This window comes from Sphingomonas sp. (assembly GCF_036388435.1).
GTDB lineage: Bacteria > Pseudomonadota > Alphaproteobacteria > Sphingomonadales > Sphingomonadaceae > Sphingomonas.
Map to the genome: position 1 here is coordinate 61,518 of NZ_DASVRV010000001.1, position 24,763 is coordinate 86,280.

A 24,763-nucleotide genomic window follows, 5' to 3' on the forward strand; every position below is an offset into this window, starting at 1 on the left:
GGCGCGCATGCGTCCTCGAGGTCCGCCGAACTGGTTGCCACGGTGAACGCGTCGTCGAGCCTGGGCAGCGTCGACACCGGGGCATGACCGGATCGGCCCGGTCGCGGACCGTGCTCACCACGAAGCGCGACGGTCCGTGCCGACGACGACCTGCGCGGCGCCTATCACGATCCTCATGATCGCCGGTCTCACCGGCGACAGGACCGGCGCCGCCGGTCACCGCATGGTGACGACGACCACCCGCACCGCCCAATGGCCCATCATCGACATCCGCACAGCACCCCCGCAGTCGATCGCCGCCTGCGGCGGCGTCCATTCCCAAGGGCCCCGTGGCCTGTCCGTGGATCCTCCAAGGCTGCCCAGCCCCGCCCTGAACGCGACCGGAGCGCTGACCTAGCGGGCCTTGATCGCCGCCTTCGTCCAATCCGCGAGATTGTCGCGGATGTGATTGTAGACGTTCGCGCTGACGGTCTGGGGCGGATCGTAGACCTTGCCCGTCACCGACTCCCCGTCGACGGTCAGCCCGGTGAACGGATTCTCACCCTTCTTCGCCTGATTGTCGTCCTTGTCGGTCAGGTTGTGGATGTGGATCGCGAGAACGCCGAGACCCTTCTTCCAGGCCTCCTTGATCTCGTACTTCACCCAGCGCCTGCTCGCGGTCTTCTCACCGACCAGCACGATCAGGCAATCCTTGCCCTTGAGGTTCTTCTCGATCCACTTCTTGATCGCGTCGTCGCCCTCCTTCTTGATCTCCTCCCATTCATTCGAAGTGAGAAGGGGCTGCTCCTCGATCGCACCCATCTGCTTCACCTTCTGGACCCGCCAGTTGTCGGGTTTGTAGTGGAAGCTCAGGAAGGTCTTGGTCGCCATCTCGTACCTTTCTAGTCCGCTCCGCCGTGAACGGGTCCGGTCTCGTGCCTTATCGTCCCGGCTCCCGGTCGGCGGCGGGGTCCGGTTGGCCGATCCTCGTCCAGGTCTGCCACGCGGTCGAGCACCCGCTTCCTCGGAGCATAGAGCGCATCGAGCTGCGGGCGTCCCTTAATTGCAGCCGAAACGGATGTTGCACGCGGATCAGGCCACCGCCGGACGCGATCGGCAAACGAGACCGGCTTCGGTCTGCTGGCCGGCAGCACGAGCAGGCGGCCGACCCCGCCCCACCGCTAATCGACGCACGGCCCTCGTCCTCACGAAGAGATCGGATCCGAAACGGGAAGCGCGTCCATTCCAACAGAGAGGGAAAACAGTTTATGCCGTTCTTCTACAGCTTGGTGCAGAACACGACCCTCGTCGTGCTTCTCCTGGCGCAAGGGATCGCCTCGAAGAACGAAGCAGGCCCAGATCAGCCCCGCGCCCGCCACATCGTCTCGGTAGCCGACCGCGACGAGCGTTTCGGAGCCATGTCCGTCGGGTTGGACCTGGGGAAGCGCGAGATGCTCGCCGGGCGCGACATCGAATGGCTGAATGCCGACCAGCTTCAGCCTCCCATCGTCCAGGCGAGCCAGATCGCCGGCCCGGACCACCCCCATGCCCGTGATCCGGGCCGGCCCGTCGCCGAGATTGCAAACGGACCAGATCGGCCGGCGACCGTCGATCGCGGGACGGTAGTCCACCTCGATGACGAGATGGGCGGTGGTCAGACCGATGAGGCGGCGGCGAGCCGACACAGCGCCGTCACGGTCCGGGCCGTCATCACTTCGCCCGCCCTGCTTGAGCGCGACGGCCGCGGCGATCACCCCGACACCGGACAGACAGGCGGAGATGGCCGTGAACAGGAACAGCCACGGGCTCGTGCCGAGCGCGGCCCTGGAGAGGGCGTTGGCTTCGCAGGCCGCGTCGAGAGCGGCCGCGGCCGCGCGAGCCTGTACAGAAGGATCGTGATCGGCCTCGGCAACCTTGGCGCCATCCTGATCGGACTGCTGCTCCTCACGCGCGGGAAGCACGTCCTGGAGAGGCATCTGGGCGCGGTAGGCCTGGCAAGCGGAGGACTGGGGTGCGTTCTCATCGCCTACGCCGCGATATACCTCTAGGCCGGACAGCGCGAGCAGCGCCGCGAGCGCGCTCCCGTACAGCAGCACGACAGCCTTCGTTCCGACATCGCCGATCCTCAACGCCACTCACTCCCTAGTCATCGGGAGGGCCCGTACGGCTGGCCGACCGAACGGAGCGTTACGCGTGTCGGCATTTTCGCGACCGCTCCGGTTCCAATAACATATGGCGGCAGCCGAGCCGGCGTACGGCGCGGCCGACGAACTGGGGCGGCAGGCCGATCATGATGTCGCGTTCGGACGCCCCAGGTCTGGCCGGAGGGCTGAAGTCCGACCAAGCGGCGGGGTCGAGGGGCTCGGCGTACGCGCATCGGGCGTTCGACGGAGAGCGGTCCGTGGATGGGCGCTCGTCCGACCGACAGCCGTGGCGGAGCAGGGGTTCGAAGAGTAGTATGCCACCCGGAGACACGAGCATGAGCATCGAAGAGACGACCAAGCGCATCGACGCGCTCAAGGCGGAACTGGCAACCATGCGCCCGCTGCCGCCATCAGCTCTGGCCGTGTTGCGCGAGAAGCGTGACCTGCAGCTCACCCACACGTCCAACGCGATCGAAGGAAACACGCTCACCCTGCGCGAGACCGCCGAGGTCATCGCGTACGGAACCACGATCAAGGGAAAGCCGATCAAGCACCACCTCGAGGCGCAGGACCATCACGCGGCCCTCGAATGGATGTACGCGGTCGCGAGCGGCGAGGAGCCCATCGGAGTTTCCACGCTCCTGCAGCTGCACAAGCTGGTGCTGAAGCACAGCGCCCCTGACATTGCGGGTGCATGGGCGGTGCTGCCCCGTGGTATCCAGGGCACAAGCATCAGCTTCCCGCCAGCTTTTGAAGTCGAAGGGCTCACCCGCGACTTCACCGACAGCCTGAAGACCGCGGAGATCACACCGCGCCACGCCTTCGACGCGCACTACCGGTTGGTCTCGATCCACCCGTTCGACGACGGGAATGGCCGGACCGCGCGGTTGCTGATGAACCTCATGCTCGTACGCGGGGGCTATCAGCCTGTCCCGGTCAGCCCTGACGATAGAATCGAATATCTCGACTCGCTCGAGCGTGCGCAAAAGGGTGGCGGCACGGACGCGTATCAGGAGCTCATGCACCGCCTCCTGCTCACGACCATGGAGGAGTATGCGGGCACTTTGCGGGAGGCAATCCACCCCGAGAAGGACAAGCAGCTTACCTCGTCGCCCGGTAGGAAAGCCGATGACGAAGAGCCCGGACAAATCTTGCCAACGCCCGCCCAGATCGCAGCCATGCACCATCGTCGCGGTACGGGCAGGTAGGTAACCCCGCCTTCCATCCTCGCTGGCGCGGTTCCGATTGTCACGATGGCGGCCGAACCCCAGCGCAGCGAACTCCACCTCGATCTGGTTTCGGCACAGCAGAGGCCCTTGACCATCGCTTTGAGCGCATGACCGTACAGGACAGGTTCCTCACCATCTCCCGATGTCAGGAGATCGTGGACTCGCCGTGGTCGGGCAAGAACGACAAGGTCACGCCCATGCTGGGCAAGCAGCTACTCGATGCCGAGCAGATGCTTGTCGAACAGCGTGTCTCGCGGACCGGGGGGCGAGACAGGCTCCTTAACTTCTATTCGATCCGCGATCACATGGTGCGATGCTACAGGGTGGTCGGACCCCGCGGCCTACCAGATCTGGACGCCGCGCGCGCCCGTTTGTGAGACGGATCCTAGACTACCTGCAGGTCGGAGTCCTCCCGGCCTGACGAGACGACATGCGACCGAAAAGCGTGTTTTCGGGAGAACATATGCGACGCCCGAGGAAAACTCCTGCCTAGCCTTTCAATCCGGTAGCGGAACCCGAGCCGAAATGGATGCAATCCGGCGGCCGGCGTCGTCGCGTGCTCGACAGTCGGATCGACCTGTGTTCAAATCATGCCTGCTCTTGCGTCGAGCGGGTCACGGCGTCGTCCATGCATGGGCAGCACAACTCGTCGGACTGGGTCGCCAAGGGCCTGATCGACTCCGACGAGAGGCATCGACCTCACGATCAGCTGGATAAGATTTCGAAGCCCGACCGTGGGCAGCAGGGAGATCACGTCGGTGGGACCGGTACTTGCACTTGAGCGCTCGGACGCGCGCCAATGGCACCTGACAGCGGTGCTGGTCTCGAAGCAACGGCCCAGCGATCTCGTGATCGACATAGGCGGCGCCGAGGTCCGCTCGACGCCAGAGGCCATATGGTCCAACGGCGGGCGGTTCGCCTACCGCTTCCGGTTCGCCGTGCCGCTCGAAGATGCGGCATCCCGGTTCGACTACTCCGTCGACGATCGAACCTTCACCGTCAGCCTGCCCGCGAGGGGTCACGCCCCGACGATGGCGTACGCCTCGTGCAACGGCTTCTCGTCCGCGAAGGTGATGAAGGGCGTCAAGGACAAGAACGCGATGTGGAGCCGCATGGCTGCCGAACACGCCAGATCGCCCTATCACCTCCTGCTTCTCGGAGGGGACCAGGTCTACGCCGACACGATGTGGGACACCGTACCGGAACTCCGACGCTGGGCCAGGTTGCCCTACGATGCCGGAAATGCCGCCGAGGCGACCAGTGAGATGGTGAGCTCCGTCGAGGAGTTCTTCTTCGACCTGTACACCGACCGGTGGTCGCAGCCCGAGATCGCGACGATGATGGCCAGCGTGCCCATGGTCGCGATGTGGGACGACCATGACCTGATGGATGGCTGGGGTTCGTACCCGGAGCCGCGCCAGCGATGCGACGTGTTCCAGAAGGCGGTCTGGCCGGCGGCCCGCAAGGCGTTCCGGGTGTTCCAGCAGCATCTCGCCGACGGTGAATTCCACGCATCGTCGATCGCGGCGGACTTCGGCTACAGTCGGGGCCACATCGTAGGCCCGCTCGCGATTCTCGCCCTGGACATGCGAAGCGAGCGGACGGACCGCCAGGTGCTGAGCCCGCCACACTGGAACGACGTCTTCGGCTGGCTCGACAAGGTCGGCGACGCCAAGCACCTGATGGTCATGTCGAGCATACCCGTCGTCTACCCCGGCTTCGACACCCTGGAGCGGCTCCTGGGAGCGCTGCCGGGACATCAGGACCTGGAGGACGACCTCCGCGACCATTGGAACAGCCGACCGCACAAGGGCGAGCGGCTGCGGCTTATCCACCGGCTGCTCCAGCTTTCACAGGACGAGGAGGTCCGCTCGACCATCCTCTCGGGCGACGTGCACGTCGCCGCTCTCGGCGTGATCGAGTCGTCGCGCGGCCAGCGCGGTCACGGAGCCGTCATCAACCAGATGATCTCGTCCGGCGTCGTCCATCCCGGACCAGGTGGCGTGGTGCTATTCGCGTTGCGGCACCTGTTCGACAGCACCGACGAGATCGACCGGGGCATCGCCGCCCGGATGGTCGACTTCCCCGGAACCCAGGATCGCTTCATCGGCCGGCGAAACTACCTGAGTCTCGAGCCGGACGAGGATGGACGCCTCGACCGCATATGGGCCAACTGGTTCGTCGAGAACGAGCGGGAACCCTACACCAAGGTCATCCATGCGCTGCGGAAGACCAGGGACGAGGAGGTGGTCCAGTCGACAACGGGTGTGGCACCGACCGGCTGACGCGAGCCATCACTGCTCCGGCCGGTGAGTCGATCGGAAGGTCACGGACGCGAGTCAGCAAGACGAGTCACGTCCAAATACCCGGTACATGCCGCTGATCTTCCCGAAGGTGCGCTTGCGAATGCGGGGCGGTCGGGGGGGGGCGGTCCATAGCCAGCGGGATCGGCTTCTGGTCGGGATCGTCACGATCGAGCACCCTGGTGCCGCTCAGCCCAAAGCGTGGCGACGCCTCCACCCCGATCAGAACGTCCTCGGCCGGCCAGCTCCACGAACCGTGGCCATGCATCGAGGCGCTCGTCCATTCCCGCGTGCGGTTGCGCTCCCCGTAATTATCGGCGCTCTTGCGCCGTACCGGCTGCACCTAGGCGGCATGGACAATCCGGAACTTGTCGATGTTGTCCGATGCGACCGAAATCGGCGGAGGAGCCGATCCCGCGACTCCCAAGCTGGCGACGTCGAACGAGCCGGACACCGTGTGACGTTCGCACGACGCGATTTCGACAGGCTGGGCATCACACTTCGCAATGCGATCTCTCCGGCCAGTCGTTAAGCTACGATCGCTCAATCGTCATGGCTTCACGCACTCCTCTCCCGCCGCCGGTACTTAACAGATCGCGCAGGCAAGGGCAGGATGGTCCACAATGGACCCGACCACACCCAAACTGCCGAAACGCCAGGCGGAATGCCTCCGGCTTGTCGCCGCTGGCCTGACCTCCAAGGAGATCGCGCTCGAACTCGGCATCGGCAGCAAGCACACGGTCGACGGCTACATCGCCGAGGCGGTCACGGCGCTCGGCGTCGGCAACCGGCGCGAGGCGGCACGCCTGTGGCAAGGCCTGCGAGAACCCCTGACGGAATCAGGGGCCGATCCGGCGCGGGTGGTCGCCGATCCCGTTACGGACGAACCGGAAGGCGCACTGCCGGATTGGCAGATCGTCCACGAGCCCGAACGGCTCGGAGGCGGCCTGCCCTTTCCGACACGGAGCAGCCCGCGAAACGCTTTGACCCCGCTCATCACGGTCGGTTGGATCTTCGCGATCGCCCTGCTTTCGCTCGCCGCCGCCGCACTGGCCGTCGCGATCGGGAACGGGGCAACCGGGCTAGCGCTCCGCGCCAACGGGTCGGTGCAGCCCGGCAATCGATAGCGCCGTCGGTCCTGCGCCGCGGCGGGGAACCGACCATGCGCCAAGAACGCCTTTCCGCCGCCCATGACATCGCCGAGCATCTGATTCCGCACGAGCGCGAGATCGACGACGCGATCATCCGCAATGCGCAGCTCACGGTGGCCATGATCAAGGGCAGGCAGCGGGCCAAAGCACCGTTGACGACCGCCCACAAAAGTCTGGAGCATGTCGCCCTCGCGAGCATGCGGCTCATCGAGGCCCGCAACCACATCAACGAGGCGCACATGGTCCTGCGCAACGCGCAGTTCGACCTCGGTCTGGGTGCCGTCTCATACGGCGACTACGGCGACACCCCCGCTCCCGCACAAGCCGTCGGGCTCAGCGTCGTCGAAGCCGCGTGATCCGGTCGGTTGACCGGAGCTGCGCATGATGGTTCCGGCCGGCCGTGAGCACGTTCCACCTCTTCGTCGCAGTTCTAGTCCTATGCTGTGGATACGCGTTCCTGAAAGGCGGCGCGTGCGAGGTGGTCGCCGCGTCGCTTCAACTCGGCGCATACCTGATCGGCTTCCTGATGCCTCGGCTAGACGAACCGGGCAGCGGAGCGCGGGTGGCAACCGGCTTCTACATGCTCGACGCGGCTCTGCTCATCGGGCTTGCCATCCTTGCCATCAGATCAACCCGCTTCTGGCCGCTCTGGATCGCCGGCTTCCAGACGGCGGCGGTGATCGCCCACACGGCCAAGATGCTCGATCCGTCGATGCTCGCTTTCGGCTACGCGCTCCAGGTCCGCGGATGGGGCTATCCGATGCTGCTGGTCATGGCGCTCGGTACGTGGCGGCATGGACGGCGGGTGCACCTGGCCGGCACGGACCCGTCCTGGAAACCGTTCCGCATCCGGGTGCCCAGCCATGAGCGCCCACGACGGGATTGATGCACGCCGGGCCCGAACGCGGACGGCAGGCAGGAGCCCGATCTCAGAGACGGACCACCTGAGAGCGCTCATCGCGCCCGACTTCGCTCGGCGAGCGTACCTGAACAGCGCCACCTGCCTTCTTCATGACGAGATCCTCGCGACCGGAGCGATCGACGCGACCTCGTTCTACGTCCGGGAGATCATAGCCCGCGCCGTACAGATCGGAGCGGCGGGCCTGGTTCTCGCGCACAATCACCCCAGCGGCGATCCTGTGCCGAGCCGAAGCGACATCGAACGGACCCGCGCACTCGTGAACGTCCGCCGTGGACTGGGGATCGAGGTCCACGACAACCTGATCATCGCGGGCCGGAAGGTCGCGAGCCTTCGCGCGATGGGCGCCATCGGATCATGACCGCCGTCCGGTTGTGGCGCTTCAGCCACGAGGACGGAGACGCCCTCGACTGTCTGCTTGCACCCGGGGAGGGCGATGAGCAGCACGGAGCATCACCGCCCAAGCTCCCGCGCGGCCTGACACCACCCACCCATCTGGAGCGCGCGGAGACCCTATACCGGCAGCGTCAGGCCAGGCACCGCGCCTTCCCCGGACAGTCACGACTGTTCCGCGAGCCGGCATGGGACATGCTCCTCGACCTCTTCATCGCGCGCGAGAAGGGCCAGACGATCAGCGTCACCAGCGCCTGCGGCGGTGCTAACGTCGCGAGCACCACCGGGCTTCGATGGCTCGGCAACCTAGAGCGCCAGTCGCTCGTGCGCTGCTGGAGGGACGGAGCGGACAACCGCCGACGCCTCGTCGAGCTGACCCCGGAGGCCGAGGCCGCGATGAGGTCCTACCTCGAAACCATATAGTCCCAGGGGCGGCACCGCGGTCGGTACCGCGGGCGCGGTGGTCGGCGAGGACGCACCTGAAGCCTCACCCCGAGGGCGCGGCCTCTCGAAGATGTCGGGCGCGATGCAATGCGAACAGCGGGTCGGTCGCGTTGAGGTTCGAGGCGGCATGGCCGCAGCTCGACCGCCCGGTGGCGCACCTGGCGGCGCCTAGCGCCGACCGCCCCTCAACGAGCGCACGAGCGCCGCTATGGGCGCCACGAGCGCCTGGAGGTCCTCGACCGGCTCCGCCAAGCGCTCCAGCTGCGATCTCGCGGCCTCGTCCAGTCCGCTCAGGAAGGTCTCCGGCGCACCTGCCGCCTCCGCGGCGAGCTCACGAGCCATCGAGCCGGTCGCGCCGACCGGGATCAGCGCGAGTCCGTGCTGATGGGCGATTTCGAACTCACGCCGGACGCCATCGGCCGGAACGATCGAGCCGCCGACCTCCTTGTTGCCGAACAGGAACAGGCCAAGTCCGGCCTCCCCGATGATGTCCTGCCGGTACTGCTCCCATACGGCCTGGCGCTGGGGCGTCGGTATCACCTGCGGAAAGGGACGGACGACGATGAGATCCTCGATGTGACCGGCACGTGTCCGGAGCACCTCCTCGACCGCACCCGTGAACAGGGCGTTGCCCACCCCGAGACCGAGCCCGGTGGCGACACGCACCCCGCTGTCGATCAGCGCGGTGCCCAGCGAACGCATGAACTGCGAGACGGCGTGCTCGCCCCACGGCTCGAAGTCGGCCGCGCTGGCGGAGACGAACACCGTCCGTCGCCGGTACCGTCGCAGCAGCTCTTCGAAGATCGCGGTGATCTCCGCATATTCGTCGACCAGAACCGCCTGGACGTTGTACCTCCGCAGATCCTCGAGGACCAGGATCTGGCGGACGCGTCCATGCTCGTACTCCTCTTCGGATTCGCCGACGAGCTTCGAACGTCGTCGAAACAGTGCGTAGTGCCTGCGCTGATTGTCCTTGAAGCTGGTGCGAAGCCGCGAAAGCACGTGCTCGAGATTCGGGTCGGTGAAGCTGAAGCCGACGAATAGGAACGTCTTGGACACGAGGTCGCCAGCGAGGGCGTTGATGAATGCGCCACGCTGGTGCGGGTACGCCTCGTAGTCGTCGCGCGTCACCACCGCCTCGTCCGGGCGATCGACATCGCCGTGCATCTTGTAGACCACCGCATCCCGCCGCGGCATCGTGTTGGCGAGCTGCGGGACCGCCGACTTCACGTCGACCACCTTGCCTGCCTCGCGCAACGCCGCCTCGATCAGTCGGTCGTAGTTCGTCGTCCACCACGTCGTGACCGGCAAGCGCGCGAGGAGCCGATGGTTCGCCGTCGGCGGCGTGTCCGCGGACAAGGCCTCGATGACCGCACGATGGAGCCGGTGGCGGTTCATCCCGTTCCGGTTGACGTGGAACTGCGCCACCGCCGGAAGGTCGGTCTCGCGATCGACGTCGAGTTCGATCTCCTCGGCGAGTGGCCGGAGAAGCTCGCGCCAGTCAACGAAGCCAGCCGGGGCCGACAGGCCCGCACCAGCGAGTATCGCCGCGTTCCCGGCCTCGAGCTCCGCGAAGTAGTCGTCGACGAACCGTCTGATCTCAGCACGCATTACCGTCCTCCTTGCCGTACACCACCGGGCGACGGACGCCTCGTCCCGCACCGCCGTCGAGACCTGGACGGCACATGCATCCCAGTGACACCGGCAAGGACCATCGGGCAGGGTGGATCGCAACCGGATCGGTTGCAAATCTCGTCGGCGCGGCACGGGAGATCGGTAGGAAGCGCGCTCGAAACGGGGGTGGAAGGAGAACGATGGCGACCTTCACGGAAGAACGGATCCGCGCGCGGGCCCGGCGCTCGACGGCCTACGCGAGCGTTACTGCCGCCGCGATCCTCAACGAGCACATTCGGACCGCTCCCACCACGCGAACCTACGACGTCTTCCTCAGCCATTCCGTCCGAGACGCCGAAGTGGTCCTGGGTGTGAAGCTGATCCTCGAGGACAACAACCGATCCGTGTACGTCGACTGGCTCGAGGATCCGCAGCTGGACCGATCGCGCGTGAACGCCGCCACCGCCGAACGGATCAGGCTGCGCATGAGGAGCTGTCGATCGCTGGTCTACCTCCACACCGAGAATTCAGGCACGTCCACATGGATGCCGTGGGAGCTCGGCTTCTTCGACGGCTTCCGCGGCGCCGTCGCCATCCTTCCGGTGACCAGGAGTGCGCAGCAGGATTTCCGAGGGCAGGAGTATCTCGGGATCTACCCATGGATCGACGAAGGTGCTCTCACCCTTTCCACGCAGGGGCTGCGCGTGCATCGCGCAGCCAGCGACTACAAGGACTGGCGCAGCTGGGTCGAGACGCCGCAATCGTTCCGGAAGACGGCGTGATGAGCCATCGATCTATCCCGAACATCGCCAAGCAGACGAGGATCGGCTGAGAGACGCATGGCGCGCAGGACCTTCTTCTCCTTCCACTACGGTCCAGACGTCTGGCGAGCCTGGAACGTCCGGAACAGTTGGGTCGTCACCGATGCCGAAGCGCCCCAGGGCTTCTTCGACAACAGCGTGTTCGAGGCCAAGAAGCGGGAGAGCGATGCCTCGCTCAAGCGCTTTCTGCGCGACGGACTGTACAACACCTCCGTCACATGCGTCCTGAACGGGGCGCAGACGGCGACGCGGCGGTGGGTTCGCTACGAGATCGCCAGAAGCGTCATCCGTGGCAACGGCCTGCTCACCGTCGACGTCCACGGCGTGAAGAACAGCAGGGGTATAACGACGGTTCGCGGAACGGATCCCCTCAGCCAGGTCGGCGTGTACCGGGCGGGATCGGCCATCCACCTGGCGGAGGTGGTAGACGGCCGTTGGGTCAAGTACGCGGACTACACCCTTGCGATCCCCGCGCGCGATCTTTGGTTCACGCCTCCTGTCTCCAGCACCGTCGTGCCTATCTCAAAACGTTGCATGCGGTACGACTTCGTCGCGCAGAGAGGTCGCGAGAACATCGGCGGCTGGATCGAGATGGCGGCCGGTCTGGCCGGTCGCTGAATGCGTCGGCTCCTGCGCACCGTGGACTCGCCTGATCGAGAACCCGCCGAGCAAACCTGCCGGCGCCACGGTTTTGCCGCCGCTTGACCGTATCGACGGTCGGGGCAGTGTCGCCGCCTGGAAGGTGCAAGGGGAGAAGATGGTGTTGTTTTCGGGTCGTGCGCTGGCCTCGATTGCCGGCTGGTGGACGACGAGCCTGGCTGTGGCGGCGCTCGCGATGTCGGTGCCTGCGTCCGCGCGCGACTGGCCACGAACGGCCGGCTGGGACATCGCTGAGGGTGACGAATACTGCGCCCTCACGTCCGAGTTCGAGGGCAAGGGCGATACCGAGCTCAGCGTCGCCAAGTACCTCGACGGCCATGCGCTGGTCGTGGTCACGAACTTCCAATGGTCGGCGAAGAAGGATCAGGAATACGACCTGACCTTCGTGATGGGGGACGAGTCGTTCGGGGGAGGCGCGTCCATCGGCCTTGGCGAGTCGTCCGGGCGCAAGGGATTCGCTTCGCGCTTCCCGGCCGACTTCATCCCCGCCTTCGCCGCAGCTTCGGGCTTCAAGATCTACATGGGCGAGACACTCGTCGATAGCCTGAACCTCTCCGGGTCGGCCGCAGCGCTTCAGACGGTCGAGCGATGCCTGGCGGCCAAGCGCTCCGTCAAGGCCGCAGCCGAGCGCGAGCGTCGGCGCTTCTCGCACATCGCCGACGACCCGTTCGCCGGTGTCAGGGTGGAGCCCAGGTCCGCCAAGGTGCGCGGCGACCTCGCGCTCATGTTCGGGGCGGAGAATTATCCGCCCGCCGCGATGAGGGCCGGAGCGCAGGGCCGCGTCGCGGTGGAGCTGGAGATCGGGGCCGACGGGCGCGTGTCGGGCTGCACGGTCGCGTCCTCCAGCGGCTCCGCCGATCTGGACCAGACCACCTGCCGCATATTCCGCTCGCGCGTGCGGTTCGACCCCGCCACCGACGACAAGGGCGAGCCGACGACAGGGCGAGCCTCACACGCGGTCACCTGGAAAATGCCGGAACCGGAAGCGCCGCCCTTGCTGCCGGCCGGATAGAACAGAGTGGCATATGAACCGCATTGGCCAGGTCGCACCTCACGGTCTGACCTGCTCGGCGATACGATCCACCGCCAACCGCGAGACGGCGACATCGCTCTCCGGGAGCCGCGAGCCACCGCGTCCACTGTCGGCATTTCGTTGGGCGACCACAGGATCTCCGGTCAGGATCGGGAATCTGCGCGCCGACTGCCCGGGAATATCTACGCATCTGCGCGGCCGTTAGGGTTGGGCGTGTTCGGGTCCTCGTCGCGCCGGCCCATCCGCCAGCCCCGGCGCGTACGGCGTCTGTGGCGGCGACGGACCGTCACCGGATTCGGCGCTGGAACATGATCCGTCTTTGTTCTACAAATGCGGTCTAAACCGAGGCTCCGGGCTCTTGGCATCGGCGGCGTCCTTCGCGAGACTTCGATGCGATGAGCAGGCTGCCGATCCTTCTTCTAGTCGGCCTCATTCTCGTCGGCGGTCCCGCGGGCGCTGTCGCCCGCGACGGTGGAGAGCTGCACACCTTACACTGCCTGCACGGGTGCCCGATCGGGGCGGCGGGCATCGACGACGTCGTCGTGCGCGAGATCTACACGCTGGCCTCGAACGACCTCACCAAGATGGCCGACTGGGTGGCGTACCGGGTCACACCCGACTCGATCGGTCCGTCGGGCGAGCGGACATGGTCGGCCGATCCCTGGCTTTCGCCGGAGGAGACGTTGGAACCCGACGATTTCGTCGGCGCACCGAAGGCGCTTGGCATTGACCGCGGTCACCAGGCTCCGCTCGCGGCGTTCTCCGGCACGCCCTTCGCCAAAGACACGAACATCCTGTCCAACATCACGCCCCAGGGCGCAGGACTGAACCAGGCTCCGTGGCAGAGGCTGGAGGCGAGCGAGAATGAGCTCGCCAGGCGCGAGAACGTGGCCGTCTATGTGCTGACCGGACCGCTGTTCGAGCGGGTCATGCCCGCATTGCCCGGCGCGGACGAGCGTCACCGGGTGCCGTCCGGCTACTGGAAGGTGGTGGCGACCCAGGACGGGCGGCTGGCCTCCTTCATCATGGACACCGCGACACCCCGGTCGTTGAACCACTGCGACGCTCGGGTCGCCATCGACGAGGTCGAGTTGCGGTCGCGATTGGGACTCTTCCCAAGATTGGAGCGACGGACATGAACCGATCTATCCCCGGCGCTCGGGTGTCCCACATGATGGCCGGCCGGCATCGCGGAAAAATCATGGCGACTCTCGGTCCATCCCTGTTCGCGGTGGCCTGCGCGACGACGCCGCCCGCCGATCTGGCCGGTTTCGGTCGGGCGGCGACAGGGCTGCAGAGCGACGTCGCAATCGCCTTTGCGGAGGCCAACCGGCTGACGCGTTCGGTCGAGGTCGACCGGTTCGTGCGATCCGGCGCCATCGCGCTGTCCGAGCGTCGCTTCCCTCCCGCCATCCCGCCGGAGGTGGCGGTCCGGTGGCGCACCTCGCTCAGCGACCTTGCGCGATACGGCAACCTGCTCGCGACGCTGACCGGTAGCGGCAGGGGCGGCACGCAGACCGATGCATTTCGTCAGCTTGGCGTCCAGCTCGCATCCGGCTCGACCGCGGCGAACCTCGATCCGGGCGTCGCGGCCGGCTTCGCGGCCTTGGCGGGAGCGCTCGTCGACCTGCGCGCGCAGGCCACGGCGCGGGACATCCTGCAGCGTACCGATCCCGATGTGCGAAAGCTGCTCACGGCGATGGCGGAGGCGGTCGGGGCGGACGACGGCGAGGGACTGCGCGGGACGGTCTCGTCCAACTGGACGGCCGCGCTCTCCGCCTATCAGAGGACCTATGCCGTGGCCGCGTCCGAGAAGGCCGAGGCCCGTCAGCGGCAGATCGTCGCCGACTACCTCGCCGGCATCGACCGACGCGACGCGCAGCTCGCCGCCCTGGCAGGACTGCGCGCGACGCTGTTCGGCCTCGCGGACGCCCACACGGCGGCGGCGGCGGGATCCAGTCGGCCGTTCGACGAGGTGCTCAGGGACGTCGACGATCGGCTCGGCCGGACGGAGGCGGCCTACCGCGCGATCGACAAGGCCGGAGAGGCGCGATGACAGAGGCGAGCGCCGGCAGCGGCGGTAACGTGGCCAACCCCGACCTGGAGGCGATGCACCGCGATCTGGTGGCGCTCGCGGGTCGGCTGGAGAGGTCGATCGACAATGCGCCGACGGCGGCCGCCATCGGCGCGATCACGGACCAGATCGTCGAGGTGAACGCGCGCGTCACCGCCACCGGCCGCGTCCTGCTTGCGCGTCAGACCGAGGAGATCGCGCGGCACGCCCGCGCCGTGTCGGCTGCGATCCCGGCGATCGAGGAGGAGATCGCCGACCTCGAGCGGTGCGAGCGGCTGGTGAGGAGCATCACGTCCATGCTGGGCACCGTGGACGACGCGGTCCGCATGGCAACGCTCGTCTGACAGCGATCGAAGCGGGAAAGCGGGTCGCAGGCTGACCCATGCCACGGACAAAGGCGTCGGGCATCCGTCGCCGCGACGGTGGTCGCCTGGACTCCGACGCGGTGCGGCCGGGACCGAGGAGGGCGCCACCTGCGCGCGGACCCGGGCCCATCCGGTTGGCGCATGACCAACACCGAGGAAATGGCGGCTTGCAAGCTGGCACCCCCACCACCTAACCAGCCGCGGGGACCCAATCCGTCGCGCTCCGGCGGAAGTGGGTAGAACGATAAACGCCGTCTCGGCGCGTGCAGATAGATGAGAGGACGCGGATTGCCAGCCGGCTGGACCCGCACGACGATCGCGGCGATTACACGGTTGCGCCGGGAGCGGGTCGAGCCATCCGAGGCGCGTGACCGCGCGCTCGTCGGCCTGGAAAACATCGAGCGCGACACGGGCAGGCTCGTCGGCGATGCGGACGCGGCTACCACCAGGAGTGACAAGGCCGGGTTTCGGCGCGGCGACGTGCTGTATGCCCGCCTGCGGCCAAACCTGAACAAGGTCTGGAGAGCCACGTTCGACGGCAGCTGCTCGACGGAGTTCCTCGTGCTGCGGCGGCTCCGCCACGTCGACCCGGACTGGCTCGCACTACGCCTGCTCGCCGACGACGTCGTGGCTCACGCTACTGTCGGCGCCACGTCCTCGCTCTACCCGCGGGTGAGCTACGAGCGGCTCGGCTTGTTCGAGCTCGCCATCCCCCCACTTGCCGAGCAGACGCGCATTGCGCGGCGGGTGCGCACGCTGCAGGCCCGGCTGCTCGAGGCCGCCAGCAATGCGGAGCAGGCGCGAGCGGAGATTGAAGCCTACCGGAAGTCGATGCTGGCCCTCGCGTTCGATGGGGAGCTGACGCGGGACTGGCGGGAGGCGCGGCACGCCCAGGTCGACGACGGCGCCGGCCCTGGCGAGCCGTCGCGACCGCCCGCAGTCGCGGACGGACGGCCGAGCGGCGGAGACGACGCGGGCGAGCAGCGGGAGCCGCACGGCTGGCTCCGGGTCCGATGGGACGCGATCGGATCCGAGCAAAACGGCCGAGCGTTCCCGAGCACCCAGTACTCGGACCAGGGCGTGCGCCTGCTCAGACCCGGCAACCTCGCGCCCGACGGCGGGATCACCTGGAAGCCCTCGGCCACGCGTCACCTGCCCCCCGAGGTGGCCGCCCGCAGCCCCGAGCTGCGGGTCGGGCCCGGCGAGCTGATCATAAACCTCACTGCGCAGTCGCTTGCCGGAGGCTTCCTCGGGCGGGTGTGCATGACCGGACGTGGCGACGACTGCATCCTCAACCAGCGTCTCGCCCGGCTGAACGCCCCGGACCTTTCGACGCGGTTCCTCTTCCACATGCTGCGCTCGCCGCAGTTCAGGCGCTTCGTCGACGGCCTGAGCACCGGCAGCATGATCCAGCACATATCGACCAAGCAATTGGCGGACTTCGTCGTGCCCGTGCCACCGGTGGAGGAGCAGTCGCTGATCGCCGATCGCCTCGACGGCGCGCTCGCCGGGATGGCGGTGGCGGAGGAGCGGGTGTTGGAGACACTTGCCCGCATCGACGGCCTGAGGCGCTCGATCCTGCGGAGCGCCGCTGACGGCCGGCTCGTCGCCCAAGTTGGCAACGAAGGAACGGCGCAGGAGACCTTGCGCGAGCTCGCGGAAGAGATCGCGGCGATCGAGGCGCAGGACGTCGAGGAAAAAATCGACAGGCGGAGGAGGGCGAAGATGCCGAAAACCGAGAAGAGGCGGACCCCGCTGTCCGAGGCCGTCGCTGGCCTGGGGCGTGCTGCCGACGCGCGGGCGCTGTTCGACGCCGCCGGCTACGAACCAGAGCAGGCCGGCGCGTTTTACGAGGACATTCTAATGGACGGGGCGGTGCTCGAGCACTTCAAGTCTCTCGCACAGCGGGGTCGCGAACCGCTTCGAGAGACGCTCTTCGCCAAAATTCCCCGCGATCGCACACCCGGACACCGCTTCCGGCTCGTCGAGCTCTGGATCGGCGAGTTCAAGAACCTCCGCGACTACCGCGTCGAGTTCGACCCTGCGCACGCGATCGACATCGTGCTCGGCTGGAACGGGACCGGCAAGTCAAACCTCTTCGAAGCGCTAGTCGTCATCTTCCGGGACCTGCTGATGGCCCGGGGCAAGCTCCCGGCCACGGAGTTCGCCTACCGGATCCGCTACGAGATCGGCGGCAGGACGGTGGAGCTGTCGTGGTCGCCCGAGGGCAAGCGGCAGCTGACCGCAAAAGCCGGAGAGGCGGGCCGCTTGGTGAAGATCGGCCGTGACGACATTCCCCTGCCGCGCTTCGTATTCGGCTACTACTCCGGGCCGACCAACCGTCTCGCGGAGCACTTCAGGCCGCTCGACCGCGAGCACTATCAGCGCCTTGTGGAAAGCGCCTCGGACGATCCCGCCGAAATGCTGAGGCTGCTGGAGGAGAGGCGCTTCTTCTGCGCCGAGGTGCACCACGCCAAGTACGTGATGCTCGGCTACTTCCACAAGGAGGACGAGGTCATAAGTCAATTCCTGCGCGAACGCCTGCGCATCGTGGGGTTCGGCGCGGCCGTGTTCGTGATCAGGAAACCCGACTGGGCCCAGCCCGGGGAGGACGCGAGCACCTTTTGGGGGGCGAGGGGCGTTGTACGCCACTTCCTCGAGCGACTGCGGCGCATCGCGCTCGCCCCGCTGCGCATCCTCGCCACGGTCGACGAGGGATACCGCCAGACCCGCGAGGAGCAGCTCCATTTCCTGATTCCCGATGCCGAGCACCTCCGCCTGCTCGCCGACGAGTATCCCGACGCGCGCACCTTCTTCCTCGCGCTGGAGAGCGCCGACTTCTCCCGCATGGTGCGTGAGGTGAAGGTCAGCGTCGTCGTCGACGGGGCGGGCCGCGTCGGGACCCCGATCCTTTTCCGCGAGATGAGCGAAGGCGAGCAGCAGCTCCTGACGGTCCTCGGGCTGCTCCGGTTCACCAAATCGCACGACTCGTTGGTGCTGCTCGACGAACCCGATACTCACCTGAACCCGCACTGGTCGATCGACTACCTCGACCTCCTGGGCCGCATCATGGACGACGGCGAGGACCTCGCCACCAGCCAGATCCTGATGTCTACCCACGACCCGCTCGTGATCGTCGCCCAGGAGAAGGAGCAGATCCACCTGCTAAGACGCACCCGGCCGGAGGGACGCTGCGAATGGCGCCCGGCGACGGAGAGCCCCCGGGGGCTCGGCTTCACCGGCATCCTCACCAGTGAGATGTTCGGTTTCGGCTCCGACCTGGACCGCCCGACGCTGGAGCTACTGCATAGGCAGGCCGTGCTCGCCGGCAAGGAGACGCTTAGCGACGGCGAGACCGCACGCCTTAAAGAGGTGACCGACCAGATCGAGGCGCTCGGGTTTCGCACCGCCAGCTCGGACCCATACTACCGCGCGTTCCTGAAGGGTGTGGCGCGCCGACCCAGAACGGCGGCGCTGCTCAACCAGCAGTTCCTCGATACGACCGACATGGCCGAGCTCGCGGACGAGACGGACGAGATCCTCGCGGAGATCGAGGCCGAGGAGGCCGCGGCCCGTTGAGGTACATCCTGAACGACGACGTCGAGCTGGACCTGCCGCACGACTGGGACGACCGGGTCGAGGAGGCGCGGACGTTCGTGTCCGACAAGGCCGACGAGGCGCGCTCTGCCGCGCTCGGGGAGGGGCAATCCGCCGAGGATGCCGAACGGGCCGCCCTGAAGGCCCTGCACAAGGCTATCGAGAAGCGATCGCGCGTCTGGGCAGCGGCGAGCCCGGCGCTGGCGGCGGCGAGCGACGAGAAGTGCTGGTACTGCGAAAAGCGCCAAGACCGTTCCGACAAGCCCGTCGACCACTTCCGACCGAAAGGCCGGGTCAACGGAGCGGCCGGCCATCCGGGCTACTGGTGGCGCGCCTTCGATTGGCGCAACCTGCGCCTGTCCTGCACCTACTGCAACTCGCGTCGGCGGGACGTGAAGACGGGCCGGGTCGGCGGAAAGCAGGACTACTTCCCCGTCATCGAACCGCCACTCCGCCAGCAGATGGAGGACGACGCCGACGACCGGCCGAAGCTCCTCGACCCCCTTATCGACGAGGACACGAAGCAGCTCACGTTCCTCACCAACGGCTTCCCGGCCCCGGTCGACGAGGACGCCGACAGCGAGGCGCGGGAGCGCGCGCTGTGCAGCATCGATCTGTACCATCTCGACCACACCAGCCTCGTGCGCGAGCGCAAGCAGATCGCGATCGACATCCGCACCCTGGTTGCCGCCGGGCAGGACGCGATCGAGGCGGGTGACGCGGAGGGCCGGAAGCGGGCCAAGAAGGAACTCATCAAGAAGGCGCGCCACAAAGCGGAGCTGTCGAGCGCCGCCCGCATCTACCTTGGCGCCTACAAGACGCTGCCCTGGGTTCAGGAGATATTTGACCGTGACCTCTAGCCACCCAAGTCCGGACCGCCACGCGCGCGCGGTCGTCCAGCGCCTGTGGGGCTTCTGCAACGTCCTGAAGGACGACGGCGTGAGCTACGGCGACTACGTCGAGCAGCTCACCTTCCTCCTCTTCCTGAAGATGGAGGAGGAGGCCACGCGGGGCGGGGAGCGGGCGTCCGCGCTGCCCGAGGGCGCGAGGTGGCGCGACCTCCTCGACCCATGCGGGCTTCCCCTCGAGGCCCGCTACATCAACGTGCTCCAGACGCTCTCCCACCAAGCGGGCACAGTCGGGCGCATCTTCGCCCGCGCCCAGAATCGGATCCAGGACGCGGCCAAGCTCAAGCGTCTTATCGGGCTGATCGACGCGGAGCGCTGGTCCGACATGGACATCGACGTGAAGGGCGCGATCTACGAGGGGCTGCTGGAGCGCAACGCCGAGGACGTGAAGAGCGGGGCCGGCCAGTACTTCACGCCAAGGCCGCTGCTCCGCGCGATCACCGCGGTGATGGGGCCGGTGGAAGGCGAAAGCGTCTGCGACCCGGCGTGCGGCACGGGCGGCTTCCTGCTGGAGGCGCGCCGCTCGATCGGTGCCCGCGGCGGTCGAAATGAACGCAGGCGCGGTGCCGCCCCGTCGCTCTTCGCGGGATGGGAGATCGTGCCCGACACCGCGCGCCTCTGCCTCATGAGCCTGCACCTCAGGGGGATCCCCGACGACGAGATCGAGATCCATGTCGGCGACGCGCTGCTGGCGCAGCCCGAGCGGACGTTCGACCTGGTGCTGACCAACCCGCCGTTCGGGCGCCGCAGCTCCATGACGTTCAGCACCGAGGCGGACACCGATGCGGAACGCCTCGTCTACGGGCGTCCAGACTTCGTGGCGACCACCAGCAACAAGCAGCTGAATTTCCTACAGCACGTCATGTCGCTCGTCAGCCCGGGCGGCCGCGCGGCCGTCATCGTGCCTGACAGCCTCCTGTCGGAAGGCGGCGCCGGCGAGGCGGTCAGGCGCGCGCTGCTGACCCGCTTCGACGTCCACACCCTGCTGCGACTCCCACCCGGGATCTTCTACGCAGGCTCGGTCAAGTCGAGCGTGCTGTTCTTCGATCGGCCGACGGAGAGACCCGTCAAGCGCGGCCGGCTCTGGACCTACGACATGCGCACGGGGCGTCGCTTCAGCCTGCGGGGTGATCCGCTCACCGACGACGCGCTGGCCGACTTCGTCCGGAGCTACGGCGGGAGGAGGAGGTCGGGCCGGGTGGAGGGTGAGCATTTCGGCACCCATTCCGTCGCGGAGGCACTGGCGTCAGACCGCTGCAGCCTCGATCTGGGCCTCGTGAACTCTACCGAGCAGGTGGAGCACGATGTGCCCGCAGCCATCGCGGCGGAGATCATTGAGCGCCTCGAGGCGGCGGCCGACGCGATTAGGGCGATCGAGCAGCAGCTCAAGGCGCGGTGACGCGTGGGCGAGCTGGACTTCCCGCACCGGACCGGACGCGGCGACGGCGCCAGGCATGCGGGGACGCCGGTCGGGGCGACACCGGCTGGCGGCCGTCCCCATGCGACGGCTACCGGCCGCCGCAGACCGGCGGCATGGACCCGAGGACGTGCTCCTCGTAACGTCGCAGGGCTTCCAGTGAGACGGGTCCCTGTCGCGTCATCGGCAGGTCGTGATCAACCGTGCGCTGCGCATCCTGCGCTCCGCGATGGCGCGGTCGGGCTACAGGCGGGTCGACGCCATCGAGGTGCGCCTCGCGCGCCGCTGCTTGCTCCAGCCATGCTTGGACCGGTGGCCGCTGGCGCCGTTCTGGGATGCGTCGGGACAGGACTACGGCATCGGCCGCGCAGGGATGCACGGCCGCTTTCAACGGCGTCGCCCGACAGCCGCGCTCCGCCAGCCGATATCCGTCGTCGATCGAGCGGGGATGGCTGTTTCCGCAAAAGCGAGGTCGTGTCTGAGTTCGTGGCGACCGACCCATCCCGACGCTACACGCGACCATTCATTACATTCGGGTCGACGACCTGGTGCGCTTCGCGCATCGCCCTCGGCTTGATGTGGACCGTGAGGTTCTCGCGCCGCACCTCGAACGCCTCCGATCTTTCGATTAACGTGACGAGCTTCGCGCAGCCATAGGTTCGTGGATCAAAGTCAGGCATGAGGACGGGAAGTCGGTTGCCGACGGCACCGAGGAAGTACCACCCGTTCTGGTCCTCCATCTGGCTCAGCGCCGTCTCAATCAGTGGCACGGCGGCAGTCGGGGGCTGCTTCAGCGAGGCAGGGCAGGCCACCGGCACGGTTTCGACGTCCGTGCTGGTCAAGGTGTCCGGCTCCGCCGCCGAGACCAGGTTCTCGGTGTAGATGAAGCGCCTGCAAGCCTGGCGGAAGCTCGCCGGCGTCTTCGCCTCCCCGAATCCATAGACGTCGACACCCTGCTCGCGAATGCGCGCGGCCAGCCTGGTGAAGTCACTGTCCGACGACACGAGGCAGAACGCATCGAACCGCCCAGTGTGGAGCAGATCCATCGCGTCGATTACCAAGGCGATGTCCGATGCGTTCTTCCCAACGGTATTGGAGAAATTCTGGTGGGGCATGATTGCATGCGTGGACAGCACCTCCGACCAGCCCTTCAGTCGCGTACCCGAGAAGTCACCATAGATACGACGCACGCTTGCCTCGCCGATCGCGGCAATCTCCTTGAAGAGACCGGGCGCGATACGGGGAGACGCGTTATCCGCATCGATCAGGACAGCGAGCCTGTGGGGACGATCATGTTCGGTTGCCATCGGCGCCTTATAGGCGAGACCAACTTCTCGTCACCGCTCCATCAATCCCGGAGCGCGCATGCGATACGATCTCCTGCGGCAACGACTGCGTTCTCGCAGCGTCGAGCAAGCTGTTGCCCTGTGAAACCCGCGTCAAAGCATTCCAAGACGGTTTCGCACCGGCCCATGGTATGGAAGGTTCGTGCCGAGCGGCCGGGGGAGCGAAGAATGTGGCGAAGAACATCCTGATCTATGCCGATGGGACAGGACAGGCCGGCGGGCTTCGGCCCGACCAGCGCCTGAGCAACATCTACAAGATGTATCGGGCGACCCGGATCGGACCCGACAGCCGGATCGATCCCGCCGATCAGATCGCCTTCTACGACCCGGGCCTCGGCACCGACAGCGACTCCGAGAACATGCGCACGAAGTTCGCCGCAGCGCTGCGGAAGTTCGCAAGCTCGGCGACGGGCGCGGGCATCGGTCGCAACATCGTCGACTGCTACGAAGCCGTGCTCAAGCAATACGAACCCGGTGATCGCATCTACCTGTTCGGGTTCAGCCGGGGCGCCTACACCGCGCGGTGCGTGGCTGGCGTCATCAGGCTTTGCGGCGTTCCCGAACGCCTGATCGACGGGCGGCCCGTTCCGAGGACCGGGACCGCGCTGCGCGCGATCGCCGAGGAGGCGGTCCACAAGGTGTACGAGCACGGCTCCGGTCGAAGCCGCACGAAGCACGAGGCCGAGCGCCAGGAACTCGCGCTCCGCTTCCGCCGCAAGTACGGCAGCGACCACGCCGGCCGCGCGAACGCCGCGCCATACTTCATCGGAGTGTTCGATACGGTGGCGGCTCTGGGGGCCGTTGGCGTGCGACGCATCCTGATGTTGGCTGGGCTCGCGGTCGCGGTCGCTCTGGCAGTTACCGTCGTCGCCCAGCTCGCCGTCATCGTCACGGATGCGCAGTTCCGAGACACGGTCCTATGGATCGGTGCCGCCGCCGCGGCCGTGTTCGCCTACAAGGTTGTCCGGGCGCGGCTCAAGGTGATCACACGCTACCCGTCGCGGTGGCAGCTGCGCCTCCACTGGACCGGCTGGCGGTTCGGGAACTACGACACGAACCTGGATGCAAGGGTGCCGTTCGCCCGGCACGCACTAGCGATCGACGAGACCCGCTCCGACTTCGCGCGCGTCGCCTGGGGCCAACCTAGCGAAGGAACCTCCCCACCGGGTTTGGGAGAGGTGGAGCGGTTCCGCCAGATGTGGTTTGCGGGGAACCACTCGGACGTCGGCGGCAGCTATCCGGAGGACGAGAGCAGACTGTCCGACATAGCCCTGGGCTGGATGGTGGAGGAGGCGTCCGCGCTCCCGCACCCGGTCCTGTTCGAGCGGGACAAGCTCAACGTGTTCCCGTCGGCGAGCGGGGTCCAGCATTGCGAGGTCGAGGGCATGCTCGACGCCTATCCCGGCTGGTGGCCACGCCGGCTTCGACGGACGTGGAAGGCGAAGCCCCGCTACGAGGCGAGCGGAGCCCCGTACCATCCGACCGTTGTCGAGCGGATGGCCCTGCCTTCGATCCTCAAATGCGGTCGCCGGGAGCCGTACCTTCCGGCCGCGTTGTCAAAGGACCCAGCCCTCGCCACACGCTACCAGGATCGCGAGGCCGCGCTGATGACGGGGCCGATCACGACGAGGGGCGACTCAGTCGGGCCGTAGCCTGACGTTAAAGCGGCGCGGGAACGTGCGGGTCGTGCCGTCGTCCGGATGGGCGTCGAGAGTCCTCCTGGATGTTCCGCAGACAGCAACGAAATGGTCCATTGCCGCGATCGGCGCACTGCTCCTCCACTCGGGCAGTCGGGAAGCGACGCTCACGCATGACGCGTAAACCGCGACAGCAACGCCCAGGACGGGCGCGCATCGCTGCAATTCCGAACTGTCCCGTAGACGTGCTGGGCCAGCCATGCTGCTTCGCGGTCACGGTCGACCACATGCTTCATCCAGACCCGATCCTCCGAACTCCATTGGTACCCGGCGAGGCGCATACTCTCCTCGGTCGGATCCCGAGCGCCCCAGGCACGCACGTTCCAAGATGGCCGCATCGCGTTCTCGATGAGGACGGACAGCGCGGTACGGCCGTCATCGAAAACTTGCCGGAGCACCGTCAGCACCGCATCGACATCCTGGCCCGCGCGCCGGCTCCGCTCTTCGAGTTCGAGCGGCATACCGGCCGCAAGGCCAGCGATGCCACGATCGCGCCAGTCGATCTCCTCGCTAGTGCAGGCCCAGCCGCACCCTCCAGCATGGGGTAGACGCGTGTCCACCCACGGACGCACCAGCGACGCGCCGCGAGCGACGACGAGATCGGCGCTGCGAAGGAGATAGGTCGCCACCGCATCGTCGATGCGCTTTCCAGCTACGGTGATGGCGTCC

23 protein-coding genes and 1 pseudogene are annotated in these 24,763 nt (G+C 67.1%); 19 read left to right on the top strand and 5 right to left on the bottom strand.

Annotated elements, in window-relative coordinates:
* Nucleotides 1-175 precede the first annotated feature (175 nt).
* On the top strand, nucleotides 176-397 hold the full coding sequence (locus VF592_RS00345; protein WP_331003602.1) for a hypothetical protein: 222 nt from the start codon (nucleotides 176-178) through the stop codon (nucleotides 395-397).
* On the opposite strand, the gene VF592_RS00350 is transcribed toward VF592_RS00345, so the two are convergent.
* Both VF592_RS00350 and VF592_RS00355 read right to left on the bottom strand, forming a co-directional pair.
* Entirely contained in the window at nucleotides 394-870 is a 477-nt protein-coding gene (locus VF592_RS00350; RefSeq protein WP_331003603.1) for a TIR domain-containing protein, read from the bottom strand. The two genes, VF592_RS00345 and VF592_RS00350, sit on opposite strands and share 4 nt — an antisense overlap.
* A 314-nt stretch (nucleotides 871-1,184) precedes the next feature.
* Complete coding sequence (locus tag VF592_RS00355; RefSeq protein WP_331003604.1) at nucleotides 1,185-2,114, bottom strand: hypothetical protein; 930 nt, start codon at nucleotides 2,112-2,114, stop codon at nucleotides 1,185-1,187.
* 344 nt (nucleotides 2,115-2,458) lie between these two features.
* Here VF592_RS00355 and VF592_RS00360 point away from each other — a divergent pair, with 344 nt between their 5' ends.
* From VF592_RS00360 to VF592_RS00395, 8 genes are all read left to right on the top strand, one after another.
* Nucleotides 2,459-3,331 carry a Fic family protein gene (locus tag VF592_RS00360; protein ID WP_331003605.1) on the top strand — a complete coding sequence of 291 codons (873 nt, stop codon included), beginning with the start codon at nucleotides 2,459-2,461 and terminating at the stop codon, nucleotides 3,329-3,331.
* 128 nt (nucleotides 3,332-3,459) lie between these two features.
* Nucleotides 3,460-3,729, top strand: coding sequence for a hypothetical protein (locus VF592_RS00365; RefSeq protein ID WP_331003606.1), 270 nt, complete (start codon nucleotides 3,460-3,462; stop codon nucleotides 3,727-3,729).
* A 381-nt stretch (nucleotides 3,730-4,110) separates the two neighbouring features.
* The gene (locus VF592_RS00370) at nucleotides 4,111-5,637 is read left to right on the top strand and encodes an alkaline phosphatase D family protein (RefSeq protein ID WP_331003607.1); all 1,527 of its coding nucleotides are present in this window, start codon (nucleotides 4,111-4,113) and stop codon (nucleotides 5,635-5,637) included.
* 641 nt (nucleotides 5,638-6,278) lie between these two features.
* Nucleotides 6,279-6,782, top strand: coding sequence for a helix-turn-helix transcriptional regulator (locus VF592_RS00375; protein ID WP_331003608.1), 504 nt, complete (start codon nucleotides 6,279-6,281; stop codon nucleotides 6,780-6,782).
* Nucleotides 6,783-6,817: 35 nt separating this feature from the next.
* Nucleotides 6,818-7,162 carry a hypothetical protein gene (locus VF592_RS00380; RefSeq protein ID WP_331003609.1) on the top strand — a complete coding sequence of 115 codons (345 nt, stop codon included), beginning with the start codon at nucleotides 6,818-6,820 and terminating at the stop codon, nucleotides 7,160-7,162.
* Nucleotides 7,163-7,206: 44 nt separating this feature from the next.
* Entirely contained in the window at nucleotides 7,207-7,692 is a 486-nt protein-coding gene (locus VF592_RS00385; protein WP_331003610.1) for a hypothetical protein, read from the top strand.
* Complete coding sequence (locus VF592_RS00390) at nucleotides 7,670-8,086, top strand: JAB domain-containing protein (RefSeq protein WP_331003611.1); 417 nt, start codon at nucleotides 7,670-7,672, stop codon at nucleotides 8,084-8,086. The genes VF592_RS00385 and VF592_RS00390 overlap by 23 nt, the downstream gene beginning before the upstream one ends.
* Nucleotides 8,083-8,541, top strand: coding sequence for a MarR family winged helix-turn-helix transcriptional regulator (locus VF592_RS00395; protein ID WP_331003612.1), 459 nt, complete (start codon nucleotides 8,083-8,085; stop codon nucleotides 8,539-8,541). Before VF592_RS00390 ends, VF592_RS00395 begins: the two co-directional genes overlap by 4 nt.
* A gap of 189 nt (nucleotides 8,542-8,730) precedes the next feature.
* Here VF592_RS00395 and VF592_RS00400 read toward each other — a convergent pair whose 3' ends face one another.
* Complete coding sequence (locus tag VF592_RS00400; protein ID WP_331003613.1) at nucleotides 8,731-10,173, bottom strand: SIR2 family protein; 1,443 nt, start codon at nucleotides 10,171-10,173, stop codon at nucleotides 8,731-8,733.
* 203 nt (nucleotides 10,174-10,376) lie between these two features.
* Between VF592_RS00400 and VF592_RS00405 the strand changes: the two genes are divergently transcribed.
* From VF592_RS00405 to VF592_RS00445, 9 genes are all read left to right on the top strand, one after another.
* Entirely contained in the window at nucleotides 10,377-10,958 is a 582-nt protein-coding gene (locus tag VF592_RS00405; RefSeq protein WP_331003614.1) for a hypothetical protein, read from the top strand.
* 57 nt (nucleotides 10,959-11,015) lie between these two features.
* On the top strand, nucleotides 11,016-11,615 hold the full coding sequence (locus VF592_RS00410; protein ID WP_331003615.1) for a TIR domain-containing protein: 600 nt from the start codon (nucleotides 11,016-11,018) through the stop codon (nucleotides 11,613-11,615).
* Between the two features lie 139 nt (nucleotides 11,616-11,754).
* Nucleotides 11,755-12,669 (top strand): energy transducer TonB, encoded by a 915-nt coding sequence (locus tag VF592_RS00415; RefSeq protein ID WP_331003616.1) that lies wholly within the window; start codon nucleotides 11,755-11,757, stop codon nucleotides 12,667-12,669.
* 416 nt (nucleotides 12,670-13,085) lie between these two features.
* Complete coding sequence (locus VF592_RS00420) at nucleotides 13,086-13,829, top strand: DNA/RNA non-specific endonuclease (protein ID WP_331003617.1); 744 nt, start codon at nucleotides 13,086-13,088, stop codon at nucleotides 13,827-13,829.
* Nucleotides 13,830-13,891: 62 nt separating this feature from the next.
* The gene (locus VF592_RS00425; protein WP_331003618.1) at nucleotides 13,892-14,746 is read left to right on the top strand and encodes a hypothetical protein; all 855 of its coding nucleotides are present in this window, start codon (nucleotides 13,892-13,894) and stop codon (nucleotides 14,744-14,746) included.
* Nucleotides 14,743-15,108 carry a hypothetical protein gene (locus tag VF592_RS00430; RefSeq protein WP_331003619.1) on the top strand — a complete coding sequence of 122 codons (366 nt, stop codon included), beginning with the start codon at nucleotides 14,743-14,745 and terminating at the stop codon, nucleotides 15,106-15,108. The genes VF592_RS00425 and VF592_RS00430 overlap by 4 nt, the downstream gene beginning before the upstream one ends.
* 309 nt (nucleotides 15,109-15,417) lie before the next feature.
* Nucleotides 15,418-18,708 (top strand): AAA family ATPase, encoded by a 3,291-nt coding sequence (locus VF592_RS00435; protein ID WP_331003620.1) that lies wholly within the window; start codon nucleotides 15,418-15,420, stop codon nucleotides 18,706-18,708.
* A complete protein-coding gene (locus tag VF592_RS00440; protein ID WP_331003621.1) occupies nucleotides 18,705-19,586 on the top strand; it encodes a hypothetical protein in 882 nt (293 codons plus the stop codon). The genes VF592_RS00435 and VF592_RS00440 overlap by 4 nt, the downstream gene beginning before the upstream one ends.
* A complete protein-coding gene (locus tag VF592_RS00445; RefSeq protein WP_331003625.1) occupies nucleotides 19,576-21,033 on the top strand; it encodes a class I SAM-dependent DNA methyltransferase in 1,458 nt (485 codons plus the stop codon). Before VF592_RS00440 ends, VF592_RS00445 begins: the two co-directional genes overlap by 11 nt.
* A 527-nt stretch (nucleotides 21,034-21,560) precedes the next feature.
* Here VF592_RS00445 and VF592_RS00450 read toward each other — a convergent pair.
* Nucleotides 21,561-22,358: an NYN domain-containing protein gene (locus tag VF592_RS00450; RefSeq protein ID WP_331003622.1), complete on the bottom strand. Its 798-nt coding sequence runs from the start codon at nucleotides 22,356-22,358 to the stop codon at nucleotides 21,561-21,563.
* A gap of 209 nt (nucleotides 22,359-22,567) precedes the next feature.
* On the opposite strand from VF592_RS00450, the gene VF592_RS00455 reads away from it, so the two are divergent.
* Complete coding sequence (locus VF592_RS00455) at nucleotides 22,568-24,049, top strand: DUF2235 domain-containing protein (protein WP_331003623.1); 1,482 nt, start codon at nucleotides 22,568-22,570, stop codon at nucleotides 24,047-24,049.
* 152 nt (nucleotides 24,050-24,201) lie between these two features.
* On the opposite strand, the pseudogene VF592_RS00460 reads toward VF592_RS00455, so the two are convergent.
* Nucleotides 24,202-24,763, bottom strand: a pseudogene (locus tag VF592_RS00460) (hypothetical protein); the annotation flags it as partial.